Here is a 23698-nt window from a genome sequence, read left to right as displayed (position 1 = left end):
ATGATACGAGCAATGCCCTCCCCTTCTACAGATACGCTTGAGCGCTTGCAGGAGGCGTTTCGTACCATTATGCGCACGATGGGAACGCAATTAGCTGAACCTGTCTCTGGTTTAACTGGCCCACAATTTTACATTCTTCATCAGTTGGAACAGAAGGAACAATGCACGGTTGGAGAGTTGGCTGAATCAATGGGGGTCAAACCAAGCGCAATCACAGCAATGGTCGACCGTTTGGATAAACACGGCTTCGTCGCCCGTGATCGTGATGAGGAAGATCGCCGAGTCGTTTATATCAGCTTGCGTGATTCTGGCAAAAAAATTTTGCAAGTAGCCAAGCAGAATCGGAGAGAACAACTAAATAAAATGTTTTCTCACCTCAGCGAGGATGAACTCCAGCAGTTCGTCAGCATCTTTGAAAAGCTGGCGGTGGCGGCGGTTATCGAGTCGAATTGAATAAACTCCTTGCACGTTGATATTGTGGTGGGGAGAAAACAGGAGAAAACGCTCAGATTCTTGTCCCACCCGCTGGCGGATTCACTGCCCGACTCCATGCAAAAAGCGAAACCGCGTCCAAAGTGATCCTTTCAGGATGCTTCTCAGAGGTGGACGCTTAAGAGCGTGTTTCGCTTTTTGCATTGCGTCTCGGTCGGTGTACCAAAGATCTTCGCTTTTTTCTCCTGTTTCCTCTACGAACTTTCCGTGTTAACGGGTTTTAAAAGCATTAAAAGATTGAAGAATGCAGTAAGTCACGACAGAGAAGAATATTTCCAGACGTAGCGACTTGTGGAGTCCCACCCAGCGGAGAAGGATTTGCGGGCAACAGAAACGCAACGTGCCCACGCGACGAAGCGGCTACCACTTTTGCGTTTCCCCGCAAATCCCTTCGGAGCGGCTAGTCTCAACCCCAGCAGGACGGAGCCTGGAGCCTAGACTGGAAATATTCTTCTCTCCACTACAGCGACATGGAAAAAAGGCGTGCATTCCGGATCACCGGTGCACGCCTTATCTATTTCAAACAATTAGGAGAAGAAGAACTTCTTCACTGCATGTTTGGTTGTTTCTTTGTTCATGTGAGCAATCGAAGTTGTCAGCGGAATGCCTTTTGGACATGCCTGTACGCAGTTTTGCGAGTTACCGCAATCACCGATACCGCCATCTTCCATCAGAGCTTCCAGACGCTCATGCTTGTTCATCATACCCGTTGGATGCTGGTTGAACAGACGAACCTGCGAAATCGCAAACGGACCGATGAAGTCAGACTTCGCATTCACGTTCGGGCAAGCTTCCAAGCAAACACCGCACGTCATGCACTTCGAAAGCTCGTACGCCCATTGACGCTCAACTTCCGGCATGCGAGGACCTGGCCCCAGATCATGCGTACCATCGATTGGAACCCACGCTTTTACGCGTTTCAGCGCATCGAACATGCGGCTGCGGTCAATCGACAAGTCACGCTGTACAGGGAAGGTGCTCATTGGCTCAAGACGAATCGGCTGTTCCAGTTTATCAACCAGTGCCGAGCACGCTTGACGCGGTCTTCCGTTAATAACCATCGAGCACGCACCGCATACTTCTTCCAAGCAGTTCGATTCCCAGTTTACTGGAGACGTTTTTTGACCTTGTGCGTTGAGTGGATTACGTTGAATCTCCATCAAAGCACTGATCACGTTCATACCAGGACGGTAAGGGATTTTGAACTCTTCCTTGTACGGAGTGCTGTCAGGGCTATCTTGACGAGTGATAATCAAATGAATCAATTTTTCTGCCATGATCAGTTTCCTCCTCTCTTAATGCTTCTTGTCAGACGTATAGTCACGTTTACGTGGTGCGATCAGGGATACGTCGATGTCTTCATAGTAGATTTCAGGCGCAGTCGTTTCAGCATTGAACTTCGCCATTGTCGTCTTCATGAAGTTTTCGTCATCACGCTCAGGGAAGTCAGGCTTGTAGTGAGCACCGCGGCTCTCGTCACGCTTGAGCGCACCGATTGTGATCGCGCGGGACAGTACGAGCATGTTCCACAGATGACGGGTAAACGCCGCACCAGAGTTGCTCCATTTATTCGTATCGTTGATGTTGATTTTCTTGTAGCGTTCCATCAGTTCAACGATCTTATCATCCGTTTTTTGCAGACGGTCGTTGTAACGAACTACCGTTACGTTGTCAGTCATCCACTCACCCAGTTCCTTGTGGATCAGGTAAGCATTTTCTGTTCCGTCCATTTTCAGGATGCTGTCGTATTTCGCTTGCTCTTTGCTTGTGAAGCCGTCGAAGAGCGTGGAAGACAGATCATCAGAGGATTGGTTCAAGCCTTTGATGTACTCGATCGCTTTTGGACCTGCTACCATACCGCCATAGATTGCGGACAAGAGGGAGTTCGCACCCAAACGGTTTGCACCGTGCTGAGAGTAATCGCACTCACCTGCTGCAAACAAACCAGGGATATTGGTCATTTGGTTGTAGTCTACCCACATACCGCCCATGGAGTAGTGAACCGCAGGGAAAATCTTCATTGGAACTTTACGTGGGTCATCCCCAACGAATTTTTCGTAAATCTCGATAATACCGCCCAATTTTACATCCAGTTCTTTTGGATCTTTGTGGGACAGGTCGAGGTATACCATGTTTTCGCCGTTGATACCCAGCTTCATGTCTACGCAAACGGAGAAGATTTCGCGAGTCGCGATGTCACGCGGAACCAGGTTTCCGTATGCAGGGTATTTATCTTCCAGGAAGTACCAAGGCTTACCGTCTCTGTACGTCCATACACGACCACCTTCACCACGAGCAGACTCGGACATCAGACGAAGCTTGTCGTCGCCCGGGATTGCAGTTGGGTGAATTTGGATCATCTCACCATTGGAGTAGATAACCCCTTGTTGATACGCCGCAGACGCTGCTGTACCTGTATTGATAATCGAGTTCGTCGATTTACCGAAGATGATACCAGGTCCGCCTGTTGCCAAAATAACGGCATCCGCACGGAAGGATTGAATTTCACCGGAACGCATGTTTTGTGCAGTAATCCCGCGACAGGTTCCTGTATCGTCCAAAACGGCTCCGAGGAAATCCCAATATTCGTACTTGGTTACCAGACCTTCAGCTTCATAACGGCGTACTTGTTCGTCCAATGCGTACAAGAGCTGTTGTCCAGTTGTCGCACCCGCAAAAGCGGTACGGTGATGCTTGGTTCCCCCGAAACGACGGAAGTCCAACAGACCTTCTGGCGTACGGTTAAACATAACGCCCATACGGTCCAACATATAGATGATGCCAGGTGCTGCATCGCACATTGCTTTAACTGGCGGTTGGTTTGCCAAGAAATCTCCGCCATATACTGTATCGTCGAAGTGCTCCCATGTGGAGTCGCCTTCCCCTTTGGTATTTACCGCACCGTTAATACCGCCCTGCGCACAGACAGAGTGGGAACGTTTTACCGGAACCAGGGAGAACAGCTGAACAGGAACGCCTTTTTCTGCTGCTTTGATGGTAGCCATCAAGCCGGCCAAACCTCCACCGACAATGATCAGTTTACCTTTTGCCATGAGTTTTGTCCCCCTATCCCTACAAAATGAAAGCCGACATCGCACGCAAGCCGATGAAGGTTACAACTACGAATACGCCCAAAGTCAGGAATGTTGCAATGCGCTGGGAACGCGGCCCAACTGTAATTCCCCAGTGAACCAGGAACGACCACAGTCCGTTGGAGAAGTGGAAAGTCGTGCTAATAATCCCGATTGTGTAGAATACGATCATTGCAGGACTGCTTAAAATGTTTGCCATCATGTCAAAATCCACGTGTGCACCCATTGCTTTTTGGATACGTGTTTCCCAAACGTGCCAAACAATAAAAATGAGGGTAATGACTCCTGTAACACGTTGCCACAAGAACATTTGATTTCGGAAGTAACCGAAGTTCCCTACGTTTTGCTTAGCTTGGAACGCAATGTAGAGACCGTAAACAGCGTGAAACAGGATCGGGAGGTAGATAAAAACAAATTCAAGCACCAATACGAATGGAACATTTTCAATCAAACCAACTGTTTGATTAAAAGCTTCGGCTCCACGGGTCGCTTGGTAGTTGGCTGTCAAGTGAAACAGCAGGAAGAGCCCGATCGGAAACAAACCAAGAAGTGAGTGGAGCTTGTGACTGAGAAAGCTATGGCCTTTCGCCATACAATGGTCCCCCTTTCAATGTATGTAACTCTCAATTCTGTGAAAAACGTCAAGCGTCACCGCAAGCGGTCCAAAACGGCTTCGACCGTTTTGATAGACCTTTCCCCAATATCCTAACCCATTGCCTCACCCATTAGACATAGCAAAACCGCCACGATCATTTTATGTACAGCGTCTTGAAGCCGTTCACAAAAAGACTGCGTTCACTAGATCAAATGAATTTGTCGGAATGTGTCAAAATACGAGAAAAAGTTGGGCAAAACTTTGACCAAATCCAATTGTACTCTTGTCGACACAGAGCGTCAAGACAATCAATGTACTAAATACATTGATAGAATAACTTTGTTTAGTCCAGCTATTTTTTCTCTTACGATGTCATGAATGCGAGTCCCTTCTCATAATCTAGTACAGACAGGAGGGAAGCACATATGAAAGAGAAGGATCAGCTTGCAGCACTGTTGCCGCCAGAGACCATTCCCTATGCGGAAAGAATGAATATGCCCTACCTTGGCTATCATCTTCTACGCGAAACGCTGACTAGTACCCTGCTAGGCGATAGTGAAAACCATATTCTCTATTGGATAGGAAAAAATATGGGCCGCCAAATCCCCATTCAATCTGCAACAGGTCCGATTATGCCTTTTATTCGGCTCGGATTAGGCCAGCTAGACGTCGTGGAGGAGACCAAACAAACGATCGTCTATTCACTCACTCATTCCATTTTTAGCTATCAGTCTATAGAAAGACTAGGATGCAGTCTTTCCTTTGAAGCCGGGATCATCGCTGGTATGATTGAGCAATGGAAAGAAAGAGAAACGTTTAGCAAAATCGAAATGGAAAGCTCTTCTGACATACGTATCTCCGTACAAGTGGCGTCATGAACAAAATGCCCCCTCTACCTATAAGGAAGGGAGAGGGAGCATCCATTTTTTATACGCCGTGCACGACTGCGGTTTCCTCAACATCCAGACCATAGGCCGAATGCAGACTGCGAACAGCCAGCTCCGTCAAGGCGGCTGGAATGACGCAAGAAACCTTGATATCAGATGTAGATACCATTTTAATAGAAATTTCTTTTTCTGCCAGAACGCGGAACATTTCGGCAGCAACCCCTGGATTGTTGATCATTCCGGAGCCAACAATGGATACTTTGGTCAAGCTTTCCTCGAAATCGACTTTTTCAAAACCAAGCTCGTTTTTGTTTCTGTCCAGCGTATCCAGTGCTTTTTTCAGGTCATCCGCTGCAACTGTAAAAGAAATATTCGTAACAGTCGCATCATAAGAGCTTTGGATAATAATATCGACGTTCACCTGGTTGTCTGCCAGCGTATTGAACAGACGGGAGAGCGTCCCGACCTTGGCAGGCATGCCGACAACCGTGATTTTGGCTACATCTTCATCATGTGCAACTCCACTTACTACTCTACCTGTTTCCATGTTGGCAACCTCCTCAACGTACGTACCATCTTCGGCAGTAAAGCTGGAGCGGACGACCAGCCTTACCTTGTATTTTTTCGCAGCCTCTACTGACCTAGGATGAAGAACCCCTGCACCGAGGTTCGCCAGCTCCAGCATCTCATCATACGAGATCGTATCCAGCTTGCTCGCAGCTGGAACCATTCGTGGATCAGCTGTATACACCCCGGACACGTCTGTAAAGATTTCGCATTTCTCAGCGTTCAAGCTCGCTGCAAGTGTAACCGCAGATGTATCCGATCCACCGCGGCCGAGCGTCGTAATTTCACCTTCGTCACTGATCCCTTGGAATCCTGCCACGATGACCACACGACCGCGTCCGAGCTCGGATTGAATCCGCTCGGGATCAATCTGCTTGATCCGCGCTCTTCCGTGAATCGCCTCCGTGGTGATTCCAGCTTGCCAGCCCGTAAGAGAAATAGCGTCGTAGCCTTTTGTATGCAAGGCCATCGACAAAAGCGCGATCGATACTTGCTCCCCCGTGGTCAGCAGCATATCCATTTCACGCTCGGATGGGTATGCGCTAATCTGCTTGGCCATGTCTACCAATACGTCAGTAGATTTCCCCATCGCAGAGACAACGACTACCACATCATGTCCTTCCTCTTTGTAGCTGATAATTCGATCCGCAACTCGTAAAATTCGCTCAATGGTACCTACAGAGGTGCCTCCGTATTTCTGCACGATCAACCCCATGCGGCTTCTCTCCCTTTTTCTCATATCCAATGTTGGTATTTATCTCGTATCGTATGGTTTTTCACTATTTTCTCTATAAGGAAAAGTCTTGCATTTTTATTTTACAAAAAAGGCACCGACAAGGAATAAGACCTGCCGCTGCCTACTGTTTCGACATACCGGTTCCTCCCTCCCAATACACGCGGACAACGAAGATTGACAGTTATCACCATCAAAACTCACATTGACACACCGTGAGATAGCTCTCCATCTGACAATTGGTCATTGTGCAGATGACAGTCCTGCATTTGTTCAACGCAGGCCCAGCATGGAGAAAAGCGGGTTTCCCTCCACACTTCGGCGAATTCCCCTTTCCCGTCCCCTTCACAGATACCCGATCTCAGGGTGGTACTCTTGGTTTTCGCGCCTCTACCTCACTCCATAATGGAAGTGAGGCTAACTATTCTGTTTGAATCGGATTATATCATGAGTCTAAAAATGGATCAATTCCTTTTTAAAGGTTACTCCAAAAGTTACATTTGCTAAGTGTCGAGCTTGCGCAGATGCCCGATGATTTCTTTTGCCAGCTTGTCGCCGATCCCTAATTGGCGGAAGTCTTCGACGGTCGCCTCGCGCATTTTCTTCAAAGAGCCAAAATGAGAGAACAACAGCTTGCGCCGCTTTTCACCGATACCCGGGATCTCATCCAATTGCGACGAGAGCATCGTTTTGGTCCGGGATTGTCTATGGAACGTAATAACAAAACGGTGGACCTCGTCTTGGATGCGCTGCAACAAATAAAACTCATAGCTGTCACGTCTAAGATTCACAGGCTCTGGCGGATCTCCGTACATGAGCTGAGCAGTACGGTGCTTCTCGTCTTTCGCGAGTCCACAGACAGGAATATAAAGACCGAGCTCGTTTTCCAGAACGTCCATAGCCGCACTGATTTGGCCTTTTCCACCATCAATCACAATCAGGTCGGGCATTGGCTGGTTTTCTTTTAGCAAGCGAGAATAACGTCGCCGAACGACTTCTCGCATGGAGCCGTAATCATCTGGTCCTTCGACGGTTTTGATCTTGAATTTGCGGTATTCCTTTTTGTCAGGGCGCCCGTCTGTAAAGACAATCATCGCAGACACAGGCTCTGTTCCTTGAATGTTGGAGTTGTCAAACGCTTCAATTCGATGAGGAACCGGAATCCCTAAAATGTGACCAAGATTATGCACCGCTTGGACCGTCCGAGCATCGTCTTTAGACATCAGGGCGAACTTCTCCTGCAAAGCAATGCGGGCGTTCTCGGAAGCCATCTTCACGAGCTCATGCTTTTTGCCTCTTTTCGGCGCATGGACTTTGATGCCCAGCCATTCACTCAAAAGCTCTGGTTCACTCTCTTGCGGGAGCAAAATTTCTTTCGGCAGCGCATTTTGCTTATCGTAGTAGAACTGGCTCACATAAGACATGAAGTCTTCGGTTTCGCTGCCATAGTATGGAAAGGAAGTCGTCTGACGCTCGATCATCTTCCCTTTTCGCATATAGAACACCTGGATACACATCCAGCCTTTTTCCACAGCAAACCCGATAATATCGCGGTCTACCGTATCGGTGAACGTGATCTTCTGCTTCTCCATCACCGCTTCGATGCTCTTGATCTGATCGCGATATTCCTTGGCTCGTTCGAACTCCATGTTTTCTGCGGCTTGGAGCATTTTTTCCGTAAGGGTTTGCTTCATTTCCTCATGGCCACCATCGAGGAACCGGCTGATTTCATCCACCAAACGCTGATTTTCCTCAGCCGATACCTCGTATACACAGGGCGCAAGACATTGCCCCAAATGGTAGTAAAGACAAACCTGCTTGGGCATATTGCGGCATTTTCGCAACGGATAGAGGCGATCCAGCAGCTTCTTTACCTCGGAGGCATCTCCGGCATTCGGATATGGACCGAAATATTTGGCTTTATCTTTTAATACTTTACGGGTAATCTCCAGACGTGGCTGCGCCTCATTCGTAATTTTGATATACGGATACGTCTTGTCATCGCGAAGCATGACATTGTAGCGCGGATCGTGCTCTTTGATCAGGTTGCACTCGAGGATGAGCGCCTCGATCGCTGAGGATACCACAATGTACTCAAAATCCACGATCTCACTGACCAGCAGCTGCGTCTTCCCGTTATGACTGCCTGTAAAATACGAGCGGACGCGGTTTTTCAGCACCTTGGCTTTTCCTACGTAAATGATTTCCCCGCTCGCGTTTTTCATCAGGTAGCAGCCTGGCTTATCTGGCAGGACGGCCAGTTTATCTTTTAAGGAGCTGTTCATGGCTGCTCCCTCCTCTTTGCTCTATATCTGCCTTGCATCTATTTATTCTTGTGAATTGGCTTTTCCAATACATACAGTTCATCTTCCAAGGAACTCATCCGTTCCACCAGCAGCTTGCGGCTGTCTTGCACCCCTTGATTGTAATAGAAGGGACCGAGCTCTTTTGAAAAAAAGGCAATCAACTCTTCCGTCTCCAAATTACCGAGTGTCTCTGACCGTTCTTCTTTATAGTAACGCTGTACTTGATGAACAAGATATTCCATTTGCTCTCTCGTCAATTTGGTTGGCATCGTATCCGGCTTCCTTCCCTTTTTCGCATAAGAGAATATACGTTCTACCCTTCATAGTACCATGGAATCAATACGAAAAAAACTGCCGCCTCATTCCATGGCGACAGTTTTTTATAGGCAGACCTAGTGCTTGCGACCGCCCAAATATGCTTCTTTTACACGCTCGTCGTTTAACAACGATTCTCCTGTGCCTTCCAACACGATTTGCCCTGCCTCCAGCACATACCCGAAATCGGCAATTTTGAGGGCCTGTTTGACATTTTGCTCCACGATAAGAACGGTCGTACCTTCCGCATTGATTTCTTTGATTACCTTGAAAATGTCCGCCACCACGATAGGAGCCAAGCCCATCGACGGCTCGTCCAAAAGCAGCAGCTTCGGTCGAGACATTAATGCGCGGGCAATGGCTAGCATTTGCTGTTGACCACCAGACATCGTCCCTCCCAATTGGGAAAGCCGCTCCTTGAGGATGGGGAACCAGATCATCATCTTTTCCATGTCGTCCTTGATGCCTTGTGCATCGTTGCGCTGGAATGCACCCATTTCCAGGTTTTCCAGAACGGTCATCTTTCCGAGGATCGCACGCCCTTCTGGAACCAACGCCAGTCCGGCTTTTACGATTTGATGGGGTCTCGAGCCCTCTATGCGTTGACCACAAAACGTAATCGTCCCTGCTTCTGGCTTCAGTTGACCTGCGATTGTACGCATGGTTGTGGTTTTGCCCGCTCCGTTCGCACCGATCAGCGAGACGATTTTGCCCTCAGGCACTTTCAGCGTAATCCCACGAATCGCCTTGATTTGACCGTAGGAGGTCGTCAAGTTTTGGATGTTCAGCATCTTATTCGTCCTCCTTGCCGAGGTAGGCTTCAATCACATCTGGATTGTTTTGTACCTCTGCCGGGGTACCGTCAGCAATTTTGACCCCAAAGTTGATACATACGACCTTTTCACACAGATTCATGACCAATCCCATATCGTGTTCGACCAACAGGACAGTCGTCCCGTCATCGCGAATTTTTTTGACCAGCTCCATGAGTGCTTTCGTCTCGGTCTCGATCATTCCGGCAGCAGGCTCGTCCAACAGCAAGAGTTTTGGTTCAGTAGCCAGTGCCCGTGCAATCTCCAGACGTCGTTGTTGACCGTAAGCCAATGTATCCGAGCGGACATTAACAATGTCAGACAAGCCTACGAATTCGAGTAACTCCTCGGCTTTTTTGGTAACCGCTTTTTCTTCCGCACGTTGTCCCGGTGTTTTCAAAAGGGAAGCCCAGAAGCCTGCCTTCATGCGCGAATGACATCCCACCTTCACGTTGTCCAACGCACTCATGTGACCGAATAGGCGAATATTTTGGAACGTCCTTGCAATACCCATTTCGGTAATTTTGTTTGGCGCCATGCCGTTTAGCTTTTGCCCAGCAAAAGAAAAGGTACCCGTTGTTGGTTCGAATATGCCCGTTGCCATATTGAAAATGGTCGTTTTCCCCGCACCATTCGGACCGATCAAGCCGACAATTTCGCCCTCTCCGACAGTAAAAGAAACGTCACGAAGAGCGGTGATGCCGCCAAAGCTTTTTCCTACGTTCGCAAGTTCCAGCAACATCTTATACTCCCCCCTTCGCTTCCTTGTCCGATGATTTGCCCCGACGACGCTTGAACAGCTTTTGGAACGTATCGGCACCGATCAAGCCATGCGGACGGAATGCCATTACACCGACCATGATCAAACCGTACATGAGCATTTTGTACTCGGCCAAACCACGCAGCACCTCCGGCAGCGCCGTAAGAACCAAGGCACCAAACAGCGGCCCCCATACGACTTCGCTGCCGCCGATCACGGCATAAGACAGAATTTCTACGACTTTATGATAGTTAAAATCATCTGGCGTAATCGTCGTCGTAATGTGGGCGAACAATCCTCCACATACCCCTGCCAAAATTGAACCGATCACAAAAGCAAGCATTTTATAATAATTGACTTGCAATCCCATCGCTCGTGCCGCCGTTTCATCTGCTTTGATCGCTTCAAAAGCACGCCCAAGACGCGAACGGTTCAGACGCAGCGTCAAGAAAAGAACGAAGGCAAACAGGAGCAGCATAAACACAAAGGTCGATAACGACTTCATTTGCATGACCGAAATGCCAAGAGTTTGCGCTTTTAACCCCATTGCTTTTTCAAAATCGTACAAATAATTCCCAACCGATTGAAGTCCGGTCAATCCAAGAGCCCCGTTTGTTATCTCCATATTAAGAAAAATAACGCGAATCACTTCACCAAAGCCAAGCGTAGCAATTGCCAGGTACAAGCCGTGGAGCTTCAATGTCGGAGCACCGATCAACAGTGCAATCAGTCCTGCTACCAGTCCTCCGATTATGATGGCGATAAACAGCGGTACGTCCGCTTGCTTCGTCAAAATACTCGCTGTAAAAGCGCCAATGCTCATAAAGCCCGCATGTCCCAAGGAAAGCTGGCCCGTCGAGAGCGTAATGTAAATACTGATCGCCAAAATACTGTTTAACAAGATAAAAGTCAGTACTTGTAAGTTATATGGATTGAGAATGTCCAATGTCTGCACCTCCCTTACGCTTTGCGTCCAAATAGTCCTTCCGGCTTCAAGAGCAAAATGAGAATGATCAAGCCAAAAGCAACCGCATCCCGATACGACGAGTCTCCGTACGCGACAGTAAACACCTCGATAATTCCGAGCAATACGCCGCACACCATAGCCCCAGGAATACTGCCTACACCTCCTAAAATCAAAACGGCCAAACCTTTGAAGCCAAGCGTCATCCCCATCGTCGGAATGAGAGCGGAATACGCCATCCCGATCAATATGCCGGCGACACCTCCCAGTGCCGAGGCAAGCATGACGGTCACGACAATGACCATATTTGTGTTAATCCCCAAAATATTTGCGGTATCCGTATTTTCAGCCGTCGCGCGAATCGCTTTTCCCATTTTCGTTTTTTGAATCCAAAAATGCAGGACGAACATCAGCAACACAGAAATCCCCAAAATAACGAGATCAACACTGCGAATTTGAATGATGCCCAGATCAAAAGTGGTATCCCCGAAGGATTGCGGAAACGCACGGGAGTCAGCACCGAAAAACTTGTGCATGGCTTCCTCCATCAAAATGGCAAATCCGATCGTACTGATCAAAGACGCCAGATGGGGTACATTTTTCTTGCGAAGGGGGCGAAGCGCTGTATACTCCAGTACAAGACCCAAGATCGCCGATATGACGACTGCCACGATCAGCGCTACCCCTAAAGGCATATTAAGGCTGGTCATCAATACCAAGCCAACTAGTGATCCAAAAATAAAAATTTGGCCGTGTGCCATATTAATGATTCCCAAGACACCAAAAATGAGCGTATATCCCAATGCGATCAATGAATAAGTGCTACCAACTGTCAAACCATTGACTAATTGCTGCCAAAACAAATGCCTCACCTCACTGTTAAGTCGTTACCATCCCACGATGATTGAGTTATTCTCGCTGGATCAGCAAGCGAAGAACATGATCTGGTACTTTCTGATCCAGCGAGATAACCGATAGAAAAAGAAGCCCGGAGCGACCCCGGGCTCGATCCTATTCAAACGGGACGAATTTGCCTTCTTTTGCGACAACGACAACCGCATCACCAATCGGATTGCGTTTCTCGTCAAAGGACAGTTTGCCGGATACACCTGTGAAGTCTTTCAGCTGAGCCAATTGGCCGCGCAACTCTTCGCGATCTGCTTTTCCTGCGGCAAGCAGTGACTGCGACATAATGTATAGCGAGTCGTACGCTTGAGCTGCGAACTGATCAGGCTTTTTGTTATATTTGGCTTCGAATGCTTTTACAAAGGCTTGTACTTTATCATCTTTCTTTTCAGGACTGAATGGAGTCGCAACGATCAAGCCCTCAGCAGATGAACCTGCAATTTCAAAAACTTTCGGATTATTGAAACCATTGCCGCCAAGAATTGTCCCTGTAAAGCCCAATTCACGTGCTTTTTTCACAACCATGGAGCCTTCTTTGTACAAGGCGGACACAAGCAAAGCATCTGGGTTTGTTTGCTTCAGCTTGGTCAATTGTGCCGAAAAGTCTACGTCGCCATTTGCAAAAGTCGCTTCACCGGTAATCTCCAAGCCCAGCTTTTCAGCGGTTGCTTTCATGACCTTGTAGCCATTCACGGAGAAGTCATCGTTGGATGCATGGATGAGTGCTACTTTTTTCAAGCCATTTTTCTCCACGGCTGCTTTCATAGCTGTCGGGATTGCAATGGACTCAGGCAATGAATTGCGGAAGACGTACTCCCCGATATCATTGATTCCTTCTGACGTGTTGGAGATACCAAAAATCGGAGTCTCCGCCTCGTTTGCTACTGGTCCTGCAGCAAACATTTCCCCGGAAAGTGTCGGTCCGATAATCGCCACGACATTATCCTGATTAATCAGTTTATTTACTGCATTAATCGCGCCTTCTTTTTCTCCGGCGGAGTCTTCAAACTTCAGTTCAATCTTGAGCTTACCTTTGTTCGCTTCATTCAGCTCTCCCAACGCCAGCTCCAATCCTGCTTTTTGCGCTTCTCCATAAGCTGCACCAGATCCTGAAAGGAAACCAACGACGCCGATTTTCGCTTGAATCTCTTGTCCGTCGGCGGCTTGTCCAGAGCCACTTTCTCCTGCCGCAGGAGCAGTTGTATTTCCTCCGCTCGAACATCCGACCATCAATACTGCCCCTAGCGAGATTGCCGCCAGCGAGCGCATCAAATGAAATCCCTTCATTAGAAAAGCCCCCTCTATTCTCGAAATAAATTGAATATATGAAGTTTAATCAAAGTATTCTAAAAACGCAATTATTTTCGCTCAAGTAAACTTAATTTTTTGACAAACGATCGTTCAGAATTCCGTTTTCAAACATAAGAAAAAGCGGCACATGACTATGCCGCTTCATTCGTTGCTTTACTCTTACAGATGTTTCCCTACAGTTGCCATGAGCGCTTCTTTTGGTTGGAAGCCAATCACTTTGTCAACTGGTTGACCGTCTTTGAATACGATCAGGGTTGGGATGGACATAACGCCAAAACGACCAGCAGAATCTGGGTTGTCATCCACGTTTACTTTGACGATTTTGAGCTGGGAGCCCACTTCACCGTCGATTTGCTCCAGTACAGGAGCGATCATTTTGCAAGGGCCGCACCATGGAGCCCAGAAGTCAACCAGGACTGTACCGCCTTGCTCTACTTCCTGGGAAAAGTTTTGGTCGGTAGCATTTACAATTGCCATAGAAGTTACCTCCTTGAATTTCAATTACTAAATAAAGGTTCCTAACGGTTATCAGTATATCATTCAAACACCAAATTGACTACGCCGCTCCACACTTTGCCCTGTACTTCTCGTTATAGTCTGTCCAGTCTGACCGCACCTTATTGCCCGACTTGTTTGAGCCGGTTAATCTCCCGTTCGTGGTCACTAACTTTCCGATGCAGCAGATCAAGGTCTGCATCGATATGTTTATTTTGGCGTTCCAATCTGTCTAATCGGCGCGTAGCGTCATCGCGGAATTCGTACATCTCATCTCGAAACGCGTACATCTCATCCCGAAAATCATACATCTCTTTCTTAAAGTCACGCACATCCTGCTGTGTCTCTTTTACAAGCCGATTATTCTCAGCAACCATGTGAATCAGTTGTTGCAAAAGCTCCTCGCTCATTCCGATCACCTCTCCTTATCCCCTATTATACCAAGCAAGGAAAGCATAAAGTAAGAGCCAAGGACAAAAAAAGCGCCCCCAAAAAGGAGCGCCTAGTCATCATCTTTCTGTTAAACCAATACTTTTTTAAACTCTGCCGTCAGCAATGGCAGCACTTCGAACAAGTCACCTACGATACCGTAATCAGCCACTTGGAAGATTGGCGCTTCCGGATCTTTGTTGATGGCAACAATGACCTTCGAGCTGGACATACCAGCCAAGTGCTGAATCGCTCCCGAAATCCCGCATGCGATATACAAATCAGGTGTAACCACCTTACCTGTCTGTCCGATCTGCATGGAGTAGTCGCAATAGTCTGCGTCGCAAGCGCCACGAGATGCACCAACAGCTGCACCGAGCACTTCCGCCAAATCGTACAACGGCTGGAAGCCATCTGCACTTTTCACGCCACGCCCACCGGAAATCACGACTTTTGCTTCGGAAAGGTCTACTTTGCCGCTTGTTTTTCTTACCACATCTTTTACAATCGTACGCAAATCCTTGATTTCCAATTCAACTGGTACCACCACTGCCGTTTTCGAAGGGTCAGCAGCGCCGATGGCAATGTTGTTTGGACGAATCGTAATAAAGGTTGTTCCTTCAACGAATTTGCGTGTTTGCGTCGCTTTTCCTGCATAGATCGGGCGAACAAAAACTGGTCCAGCTTCTACACTTGTTACGTCCGAAATCAGACCGTAACCAAGTCTCGCTGCTACGCGAGGTGCGATATCACGACCGATCGCCGTGTGACCCAAAACCACTGCATCTGGAGAAGCCAGTTCAATCAACTGAGTGAGTGCCTGCACATACGCATCTGGCGTGTATTGCGCCAGCGCTGTATGATCAGCCGTATATACCGTGCTCGCACCATGGTGACCCAATGTCACTGCATGCGCTGCTGAATCTGCTCCGAATACACCCGCTACAATTTCGCCGCCCTCAGCCAATGCTTGTGCTGCAGTCAATGCTTCCAGCGACACGTTGCGAAGTTGTCCGTCACGTACTTCTGCCAATACAAGTACTTTTTTCATGGATATCCTCTCCCTCTCGCTTAGATCACTTTCGCTTCATTGCGCAACAGTTGCACCAATTCCGACGTTTGAGCTGCCAATTCGCCAGAGAGAATGCGGCCCGCCTGCTTTTTCGGAGGCAATGTCTGATCGACGATTTCTGTCTTTGCTTTTACCTCATCCGCAGTAATTCCCAAATCGTCAGCGCCGAGTCTATCCAAAGGTTTTTTCTTCGCTTTCATGATACCTGGGAGAGAAGGATAGCGCGGCTCGTTGAGTCCTTGCTGAGCCGTAATCAAAACAGGAAGGCTCGTCTCCACGACTTCCAGGTCCCCTTCTACATCGCGCTCTACGCGTACATTCGTTCCGTCCACCTCTAGCTTCACAGCAGTTGATACATGGTTAATTCCCAGTTCTTCTGCCAGACGAGGACCGCCTTGGCCAGCCCCGGAGTCTACAGCCATTTGTCCACCAATGATGATATCGAAGCCAACCTTTTTCGCTACTGCCGCCAATACTTTAGCGATGGTGAATTCGTCCCCAAACAGAGACTCGTCATCCACCAGAACAGCCTTGTCTGCGCCCATTGCCAAAGCAGTGCGCAGGGCACTTTCAGCACGGTCTGGTCCGACGCTGATCACGGTTACTTCGCCGCCGTGCTCTTCCTTGAGCTTGATTGCCTCTTCTACAGCGTACTCATCGTAGGGATTAATGATGAATTCAACGCCATCTTCGGAAATTTGTCCGTTTTGGATGACGATTTTTTCTTCTGTGTCAAACGTCTGTTTCAACACAACCACGATATTCATCAGGATGCCTCCTCCTTAGTGGTACCTCATACTTGTGAAGCTATATGCTTAACTACCGATCTGCGAATTGCGGCTTGCGCTTTTCGAGAAATGCAGTCACGCCTTCTTTTACGTCCTCCGTCGCGAAAGCATCACCAAAGAGCTTTGCTTCTTGCTCCAAGCCTTGTGACAGCGACAGCTCCGTTGTGTTATGGATGGACGCTAGGGCAAACTTCAGGGTAATCGCGCTCTTACTTGCGAAAACAGCCGCCAGCTTTTGTGCTTCTGCGAGCAACTGCTCTACGGGATAAACCGCTTCCACAAGACCGATACGCAATGCTTCCTCGCCACCGATCATCTCTGATGTGAGAATCATCTGTGTCGCTTTGCCTCGACCAACCAGACGCGGTAGACGTTGCGTCCCCCCGTACCCTGGAATGAGTCCGAGATTCAACTCTGGCAACCCGAGCTTGGCTTCAGGTGCTGCCAAGCGGATATGGCACGCCAACGCAAGCTCCAGTCCCCCACCAAGGCAAGCGCCGTTAATTGCTGCAATGATTGGCTTCGGGAACGTTTCCATGCGATTAAACAATGCTTGACCCTTCTTCGCCATTTCTTCTGCATTATCCCGATTCAGTTGGGTAAATTCTTTGATGTCCGCTCCTGCAATGAAAAACCGACCTTCACCAGTCAAAACGATTGCTTTGATTTCATCGTTATTTTCCCACTGGTCCAAAAGTTCACTCAATTGACCGAGCACTGCTTGACTGAGTGCGTTAGCAGGCGGGTTGCTGATCGTAACCGTAGCAACGCGATCAACGATTTCTACATTCCAATGCGACGCCATTCCTCTCCCCCCAAACTCTCCCCATATATAAAAAACAGCTACTATTCATTCCGAGCGATCGCTCAGTCTTACTGTTTCCATTGTAACAAACGTTTTCATGCAAAAAAAGCTTTTCTTTTCATTCTTTTCCCTTCATACCAAGCAGGAAGAGGTTATGAATGGAATCAACATAAGAGACAAGGTCGTACTTGCACTGTTTCATCACCCAAGATGTTGTCACTTCGTCCAGCGTTCCAAAAATCATTTTGCGCGTAATCCGAACCTCGAGATCAGATCGGAATACGCCCTGCTCCATACCCTCTACGATCACTTCGTCAATGAGGTTAAAATACTGCTTCATCACGTTGCCGATTCCTTCACTAATGACCGGACTGGATTGGCGTAGCTCGATTTGCGTCACTTTTGCCAGATCATGGTCATTGGATAGCTGGCTCAAGTGTGCATGAATGAGTACATACAGCTTTTGCTCAATGGACGTCGCTTCCGAAATGCGTTTGCGGTTTGTCTCCACAAACTGGCCCATCTTTTCGTTAAACAGTGAAATCAAAATATCATCCTTGTTTTCAAAATAGAGGTATATGGTGCCGTCTGCTACCTTCGCCTCTTTCGCAATTTTCGATACCTGGGCACTGTAATAGCCCTGTCTGGCGATTACTCGAACAGCAGCATCAATAATGGCTTGATACTTTTCCCCCGTTTTCTTTGCCATAACTACCTCCATGTTTACTAACATTGATGACGAAATGAATGATCACTCATTCATAATTAGTGTAATACAGGGCCACTCCTCTGTCAATCGCAAGAGGCCAGCAAAAAAGGCCGCTTTCCGCCTGGGATCGCAAGCCTCAAAACATCAGCTACACTAGCTCGTTTTGATTTCTTCTTGGGCTTCCCTTTTCTTCTTGTCTTCTTCTTGTAATTGGCGACGCAATACTTTTCCGACCATGGTTTTGGGCAAATCTGTACGAATCTCGTATTGTCTCGGAATCTTATAGGCGGCGAGTCTCTGTCTGCAATGCGATTCCAGATCCTCTTCACTCGCGAGTTGTCCATCCTTGAAAACGACGAATGCTTTCACTGTTTCGCCCCGGTACGGGTCTGGAACACCGATTACTGCTGCCTCCTGGATGGCAGGATGCTCAAACAGCACTTCTTCTACTTCGCGCGGATAAATATTAAAGCCGCCAGCGATAATCATGTCTTTTTTGCGATCTACGATATAGAAATAGCCATTTTCGTCCATATAGCCCATATCTCCCGTCAAAAACCAGCCATCCCTTAATACGGCAGCGGTATCCTCTGGGCGATTCCAGTAGCCGAGCATGACTTGGGGTCCTTTTACGGCCAACTCCCCGACCTCGCCTTGGGGCATCTCTTCTCCTGTTGCTGGGTCCACAATTCGGCAATCCGTATCTGGCCACGGCATTCCGATGCTTCCCGTAATGCCTTTTTCCCAAATGGGATTGGAATGAGTTACGGGAGAAGCCTCTGTCATCCCATACCCCTCGACCAGCTTGCCACCCGTCAACTCCTCAAATTTGAGCTTCACTTCGACCGGCAACGGAGCTGAACCACTGACACATGCATCGATGGAAGACAGATCATGCTTTTTCAAGTCTGGGTGGTTGATGAGACCGATATACATGGTGGGTGCCCCTGGGAAAAGAGTGGGCTTGCGCTTGTCGATCATTTCAAATATTTGCTTCACGTCGAATTTGGGAACGAGAATAATTTCTGCTGCGATACAAATGCCTTTGTTCATCACGGTAGTCATCCCATACACGTGGAACAGCGGGAGCACACACAGAATCCGTTCCTTTCCCTTTTTCAGCTTGTAAAGGACCGCTTGGCACTGGACTGCATTCGCAATGAGATTGGCGTGCGTCAACATGACGCCTTTGGCAACACCTGTTGTCCCCCCTGTATACTGGAGGAGCGCGATGTCCTGGGTCGGATCGACTGGTACTTCAGCAGGCTTGGTAGCGCTTTCTTTTAATACGGAAAGAAAAGGCTCAATATCTGCGCTATATGTAACCTGCGGATTTTGTCCTTGTTTCTTCTGTACGAACGGGTATAGCCATTTTTTCAATAAGGGAAGGAAATCGCCAATGCTTGTGATGATGATTCGTTGAAGTGAGGTAGATGCACGGACTTGGGTAACACGTTTGTACAACAAATCCAGTGTGATGATGGTCTCGGCGCCTGAATCGTTCATTTGGTGAATCAATTCTCGCTCGGTATACAGCGGGTTGGTCATGACCACGATAGCACCTGCAAAAAGCGCCCCGTAGTAACTGATGACGGCTTGTGGAGTATTTGGCAGCATAATCGCCACGCGGTCCCCTTTCTTTACACCGCGTTTGATCAATGCATTGGCAAATTGGTATGACAACTGCAAAAGCTCTCGATACGTAATGCTTTTTCCCATGAAATAGATCGCGTTACTGTCTGGATACATAGCTGCAGACTGCTCCAGAAAATGCGTCAAAGGAACACGGGGGTAATCCAATGACGGCGCAGTTTCGGGCGGGTAATTGGCAATCCAAGGCTTGGCATTTGACATGGTCATTCCCTCCATCCCTTAAATGGCCTTGCCTCTCCCTATGATCTACATTCATAATCTCTTCCTAATGACTATTGTATTCGAAACATATTCAATTTTCCAATTAAAATCATGTGCTTTCTATCGGGACAAGAGCATTCGACAAAAAAGGACACGTCCATGATGAAAGCCGTGTCCTTTGCTCTTGCTCTTATGGTCTTTGTTTCTTACGGCGTAACTTCCTTGATGATTTGCTGGCGTGCTCTTTCCCGTTCAGTTGTGGGGACGAGATGATACCAGCCAACGATTCCATTATGCCAAATGCGCTCATCCTGTCCGACCAGTGTATCCGCTTGAATGGAGTTCGGAGTGCCATCGCCATAAGACAATAATAAAGAGGCGATTTCCTGCTCAGTAAGGTCCGTTTTCACATGCTGACCCAGTATTTCCATGAGTGAAAATGCCTTGGTATACACTTGAAGCGAGGTGCCTTTAGAAGCCAACGCTTTGAGAATCTCCTGCTGTCGGCCAATCCGTATGTAATCACTGTCTTCCTTGCCTAGATCACTTTTGCGATAGCGGGCGTAATCCAATGCCTGTTTACCTGATAAAGTCTGCAGCCCTGGCTGAATGTCGATGTACGTGTCGTCGCTCGGATCACTGTACTTCATGCGTTTCTTCACATCGACTGTGACACCGCCCAGCTCGTCTACAATTTGACGGAAGCCATCGAAATCGACGGAGATATACCGATCAATTTTTATTTGCAAAAATTTTTCCAACGACTCTTTCACCATCTTCGGACCACCAAAAGCCATCGCATGGTTCACTTTGTCATATCCTTTGCCTGGGAGCTCCATGTAGCTGTCACGCGGAATCGCCAAAAGATAGACGGATTGCTTCCCGGGATGAATCGCCGCAAGCATCATTGTATCTGAACGTGCACTTTCCCCGTCTCGGCTATCCACGCCGAGAAGCAGGGCGACGAAAGGCTTTAATGGCTCTGTTCCTGTCAAAAGATTACGAGGAGGAAGGGACGCAGCTGCCTGCTTTGCGCTTCCTTTGACTCCATCAATCGGAGCATACCACTGATTTGTCATTTGCTTGTATTGATAGGCACTATAGGCAACCAGCAACAACGCCCCGATCGCCAAACAGGATAAGGTATGAAACGCAATCTGTTTTCCATGTCGTTTGAAAAATAACCATATAAACATGACAAAGCCTCCCCCTTTGCTTCCATTTTTAACAGGGGAGACTTCGTTTAAACCTATGTGCGTTCGACAACCATCGCCATACCCATACCTCCGCCAACACAAAGGGCAGCCAAGCCTCGCTTCAGCTGTCGTCGCTTCATTTCATGCAGCAAGGTTACGACAATTCGGCAGCCGGTAGAACCGACAGGGTGACCCAGCGCGATACCGCTTCCGTTCACATTCGTTATTTCCCGCGGTAGCTCCAGCAATTTTTCCACAGCCAGGTATTGCGCGGCAAAGGCTTCGTTTACTTCGATCAGTTCGATATCCGCGAGCGTCAGACCGGCTTTTGCCAATGCACGCTTCACTGCTGGAACGGGTCCATATCCCATCAAATCAGGCTCTACCCCCGCTACCGCCCACGAGACAATTTTGCCGAGTGGTTCGATCCCGAGCTCTCTCGCTTTTCCTTCTTTCATCAAAACGGCTGCGGACGCTCCATCGTTGAGCCCGGAGGCATTGCCTGGCGTCACTGTACCATTGTCCCGGAAGCTGGGTCTAAGTTTCGCGAGACTTTCCAGAGTCACTCCCCTGCGAGGGAATTCGTCTTCCGTAACCATAATTTCTTCGGTCCGTTTTTTAATAGAAACTCCTATGATTTCCTCCGCAAACAAACCGCTGTCTATGGCGCGGATCGCGTTTTGCTGACTGCGCAAGGCAATTTCATCCGACTCCTCACGCGTGATCCCGTAACGATCGACCAGCCGTTCTGCCGTTTCGCCCATCAGGATTTGATGGTGGGGATCTGTCAACAACTCCCACATCGCATCGGTCATTTCCCCATGTGTCAATCGTTTGCCCCAGCGCGCATTTTTCAGGACATACGGGGCGTTGCTCATGCTCTCTACGCCGCCTGCCAAAACGATTTCACTGTCGCCTAAAAGAATTTGGGAAGCGCCGCTCACAATCGCTTGCATGCCGGACGCGCATTGACGTTGAATCGTGAAGCCCGTCACTTCTTTTCCCAATCCTGCGTCCAATGCTGCCACTCGCGCTATGTTTGGCTCGTCTGTGCGCTGAATGCAATTGCCTAAAATGACTTCATTGATCTGAGAAGCTTCCAGGCCAGATCGATCCATAACACCACGAATGACGGTTTCTGCCAGCTTGCGAGCGCTTACATCTCTCAGGACGCCACCAAACGTACCAATAGGCGTACGTCCGGCAGCAGCAATGACAACCTGCTCCATTTGTTTTCCCCTCCATTGAGTAACCTTTTTCTTTATTGTCTCACACGGAAGTTACAGGGCGGTTCTAAACGATGTTTTTCAATACAACGGTGACCCATTCGTCATGTTGGCTTTCTTTCTCCACCTGGAAGCCTGCCTGTTCAAATGTAGCAATGACAGCTTCCCGATTCCATTCGACAATTCCCGAGAGAATCAACGTTCCTCCTGGTGCCATTCGCTCCGTAATCATCGGAAGCATCGCGACATTTTCATCGCCACCGATATTGACCAGAATGACATCTGCTTGGTCAGGCAATTGAGACTTCACTGCGTCCTCGCTCGCATCCCCAATGACGACTTGTACAGCGTGGTCAGGAAGATGATTATTGGTCGCATTGACGAGAACCTGATACTCACTTTGTGGATTAATGTCCACTGCCCATACAGGATGCTTCGCTCCATTCAAGGCGCAGTACAAAGAGAGAATTCCTGAGCCAGCTCCTACATCAATGACTTGCTTACCCTCCAGATCCATTTCTTGCAAAAACAAAAGAATGTCCTGCGTCGTTCCATGATAGCCCGTTCCGAAGGCTGCACCTGGATCGATCCATAGGATATGCCGAGCCGACTCCAGCGCTGCGGGGTCGGTCCACGTTGGTGCCACCCACCAGTCGCCTATTTTGACTTCACGGAACTCCTCTTTCCACGAATCATTTTCCTCCGCTACGAGTTCTACTTCTTTTATAGTGACTTGTCCATTCCACCGCTGAATGTAGGTCTTCAGGCGGGATACATGCTCCTCTTCACGATCGTGCTGGGGTTCAAACAGATAACCAACAAGTGGACCTTCCGTATTTTCTGCGTAATCATATCCGTTTTCCGTTGTCAGTACTTCGATTTGCGGTTCGATCCAGCCAAGTGTGTAGGAGCTGGTCAATACCTCTGCCACAAACAAATCCTCAATCTCTGATTCCACTAGTAATGTGTATTTGAGCCACATGCTTTCCATGATGAAAAATGCTCCTTCCCTTTTGCTGTCATTCGCCCCTATTCTTGCGGACATCTATTCACTCATCTGTGGATGGCAAGGATGATAGAGAACATGGTATGATAGTAGAATGGACTATCACCACCACAGGGAGGCTTACCATGTTTGACGAATTTTTTTACCGTCGCCGCAAAAACAAGGGACTTTTCATCGTCATGATTGCCCTCATCGTTCTTGGCATCGGCATGTTCGGTATGGGTTTCCTCTATATGTTCTCGTAAGTCGGAACAACATCATTATACCCTACGAACCTCGCTACACCCACTGTATCTGTCCAAACAATTGGGGCGTGAAGTTTTCTACTGTGGTTGCTTTACTTCCCCTTGTTTACTCGATTATACTTGAGAATGTATT

23 protein-coding genes and 1 riboswitch are annotated in these 23698 nt (G+C 48.2%); of the genes, 2 read left to right on the top strand and 21 right to left on the bottom strand.

All coding sequences use genetic code 11. From position 1 onward, the window contains the following. The first annotated feature begins 12 nt into the window (after window positions 1-12). A complete protein-coding gene (locus tag FO446_RS08845; protein ID WP_173608605.1) occupies window positions 13-453 on the top strand; it encodes a MarR family winged helix-turn-helix transcriptional regulator in 441 nt (146 codons plus the stop codon). 566 nt (window positions 454-1019) lie between these two features. On the opposite strand, the gene sdhB is transcribed toward FO446_RS08845, so the two are convergent. Genes sdhB through FO446_RS08830 form a run of 3 tightly spaced genes read right to left on the bottom strand, consistent with a single transcriptional unit; the run spans window position 1020 to window position 4176 of the window. Then, window positions 1020-1769 (bottom strand): succinate dehydrogenase iron-sulfur subunit, encoded by a 750-nt coding sequence (gene sdhB / locus FO446_RS08840; RefSeq protein WP_012685406.1) that lies wholly within the window; start codon window positions 1767-1769, stop codon window positions 1020-1022. Between the two features lie 18 nt (window positions 1770-1787). Then, window positions 1788-3545, bottom strand: a complete 1758-nt coding sequence (gene sdhA, locus FO446_RS08835; RefSeq protein ID WP_173608606.1) for a succinate dehydrogenase flavoprotein subunit — start codon at window positions 3543-3545, stop codon at window positions 1788-1790. A gap of 19 nt (window positions 3546-3564) precedes the next feature. Further along, on the bottom strand, window positions 3565-4176 hold the full coding sequence (locus tag FO446_RS08830) for a succinate dehydrogenase cytochrome b558 subunit (RefSeq protein WP_173608607.1): 612 nt from the start codon (window positions 4174-4176) through the stop codon (window positions 3565-3567). A gap of 428 nt (window positions 4177-4604) precedes the next feature. Between FO446_RS08830 and FO446_RS08825 the strand changes: the two genes are divergently transcribed. Further along, on the top strand, window positions 4605-5057 hold the full coding sequence (locus tag FO446_RS08825) for a YslB family protein (protein WP_173608608.1): 453 nt from the start codon (window positions 4605-4607) through the stop codon (window positions 5055-5057). 49 nt (window positions 5058-5106) lie between these two features. Here FO446_RS08825 and FO446_RS08820 read toward each other — a convergent pair whose 3' ends face one another. The 18 genes from FO446_RS08820 to FO446_RS08735 all read right to left on the bottom strand — a co-directional run bounded on the left by FO446_RS08820 (window position 5107) and on the right by FO446_RS08735 (window position 23305). Beyond that, window positions 5107-6348 (bottom strand): aspartate kinase, encoded by a 1242-nt coding sequence (locus FO446_RS08820; protein WP_172140745.1) that lies wholly within the window; start codon window positions 6346-6348, stop codon window positions 5107-5109. A gap of 231 nt (window positions 6349-6579) precedes the next feature. After that, window positions 6580-6767, bottom strand: a riboswitch (Lysine riboswitch). 102 nt (window positions 6768-6869) lie between these two features. Next, a complete protein-coding gene (gene uvrC, locus FO446_RS08815) occupies window positions 6870-8651 on the bottom strand; it encodes an excinuclease ABC subunit UvrC (RefSeq protein ID WP_048031978.1) in 1782 nt (593 codons plus the stop codon). Window positions 8652-8689: 38 nt separating this feature from the next. Further along, window positions 8690-8941: a DUF2164 domain-containing protein gene (locus FO446_RS08810; RefSeq protein WP_173608609.1), complete on the bottom strand. Its 252-nt coding sequence runs from the start codon at window positions 8939-8941 to the stop codon at window positions 8690-8692. A 123-nt stretch (window positions 8942-9064) separates the two neighbouring features. Further along, window positions 9065-9778, bottom strand: a complete 714-nt coding sequence (locus tag FO446_RS08805; RefSeq protein ID WP_173608610.1) for an ABC transporter ATP-binding protein — start codon at window positions 9776-9778, stop codon at window positions 9065-9067. A 1-nt stretch (window position 9779) separates the two neighbouring features. After that, entirely contained in the window at window positions 9780-10541 is a 762-nt protein-coding gene (locus FO446_RS08800) for an ABC transporter ATP-binding protein (protein WP_173608611.1), read from the bottom strand. A 1-nt stretch (window position 10542) separates the two neighbouring features. Continuing rightward, on the bottom strand, window positions 10543-11514 hold the full coding sequence (locus tag FO446_RS08795; protein WP_173608612.1) for a branched-chain amino acid ABC transporter permease: 972 nt from the start codon (window positions 11512-11514) through the stop codon (window positions 10543-10545). A 5-nt stretch (window positions 11515-11519) separates the two neighbouring features. After that, window positions 11520-12386 (bottom strand): branched-chain amino acid ABC transporter permease, encoded by an 867-nt coding sequence (locus tag FO446_RS08790; protein ID WP_173608613.1) that lies wholly within the window; start codon window positions 12384-12386, stop codon window positions 11520-11522. 148 nt (window positions 12387-12534) lie between these two features. Beyond that, window positions 12535-13716: an ABC transporter substrate-binding protein gene (locus tag FO446_RS08785; RefSeq protein WP_221867746.1), complete on the bottom strand. Its 1182-nt coding sequence runs from the start codon at window positions 13714-13716 to the stop codon at window positions 12535-12537. 183 nt (window positions 13717-13899) lie between these two features. Next, window positions 13900-14217, bottom strand: coding sequence for a thioredoxin (gene trxA / locus FO446_RS08780; RefSeq protein ID WP_007722428.1), 318 nt, complete (start codon window positions 14215-14217; stop codon window positions 13900-13902). A gap of 140 nt (window positions 14218-14357) precedes the next feature. After that, window positions 14358-14645 carry a hypothetical protein gene (locus FO446_RS08775; protein ID WP_173608615.1) on the bottom strand — a complete coding sequence of 96 codons (288 nt, stop codon included), beginning with the start codon at window positions 14643-14645 and terminating at the stop codon, window positions 14358-14360. A 110-nt stretch (window positions 14646-14755) separates the two neighbouring features. Beyond that, window positions 14756-15715: an electron transfer flavoprotein subunit alpha/FixB family protein gene (locus FO446_RS08770; protein ID WP_173608616.1), complete on the bottom strand. Its 960-nt coding sequence runs from the start codon at window positions 15713-15715 to the stop codon at window positions 14756-14758. 20 nt (window positions 15716-15735) lie between these two features. Further along, window positions 15736-16503 carry an electron transfer flavoprotein subunit beta/FixA family protein gene (locus FO446_RS08765; RefSeq protein ID WP_088906589.1) on the bottom strand — a complete coding sequence of 256 codons (768 nt, stop codon included), beginning with the start codon at window positions 16501-16503 and terminating at the stop codon, window positions 15736-15738. 52 nt (window positions 16504-16555) lie between these two features. Further along, the gene (locus tag FO446_RS08760) at window positions 16556-17329 is read right to left on the bottom strand and encodes an enoyl-CoA hydratase (protein WP_173608617.1); all 774 of its coding nucleotides are present in this window, start codon (window positions 17327-17329) and stop codon (window positions 16556-16558) included. Between the two features lie 118 nt (window positions 17330-17447). Next, window positions 17448-18038, bottom strand: coding sequence for a fatty acid metabolism transcriptional regulator FadR (locus tag FO446_RS08755; RefSeq protein WP_232774254.1), 591 nt, complete (start codon window positions 18036-18038; stop codon window positions 17448-17450). Window positions 18039-18191: 153 nt separating this feature from the next. After that, window positions 18192-19892, bottom strand: a complete 1701-nt coding sequence (locus tag FO446_RS08750; RefSeq protein WP_173608618.1) for a long-chain-fatty-acid--CoA ligase — start codon at window positions 19890-19892, stop codon at window positions 18192-18194. Window positions 19893-20098: 206 nt separating this feature from the next. Continuing rightward, a complete protein-coding gene (locus tag FO446_RS08745; RefSeq protein ID WP_232774253.1) occupies window positions 20099-21088 on the bottom strand; it encodes an LCP family protein in 990 nt (329 codons plus the stop codon). 53 nt (window positions 21089-21141) lie between these two features. After that, the gene (locus FO446_RS08740; RefSeq protein WP_173608620.1) at window positions 21142-22317 is read right to left on the bottom strand and encodes an acetyl-CoA C-acetyltransferase; all 1176 of its coding nucleotides are present in this window, start codon (window positions 22315-22317) and stop codon (window positions 21142-21144) included. 64 nt (window positions 22318-22381) lie between these two features. Then, window positions 22382-23305: a 50S ribosomal protein L11 methyltransferase gene (locus FO446_RS08735; protein ID WP_173608621.1), complete on the bottom strand. Its 924-nt coding sequence runs from the start codon at window positions 23303-23305 to the stop codon at window positions 22382-22384. Window positions 23306-23698: the final 393 nt, after the last annotated feature.

Origin of the sequence: Brevibacillus brevis (genome assembly GCF_022026395.1) — a bacterium.
Lineage (GTDB): Bacteria > Bacillota > Bacilli > Brevibacillales > Brevibacillaceae > Brevibacillus.
This window is presented reverse-complemented; position numbering and strand designations above follow the sequence as displayed.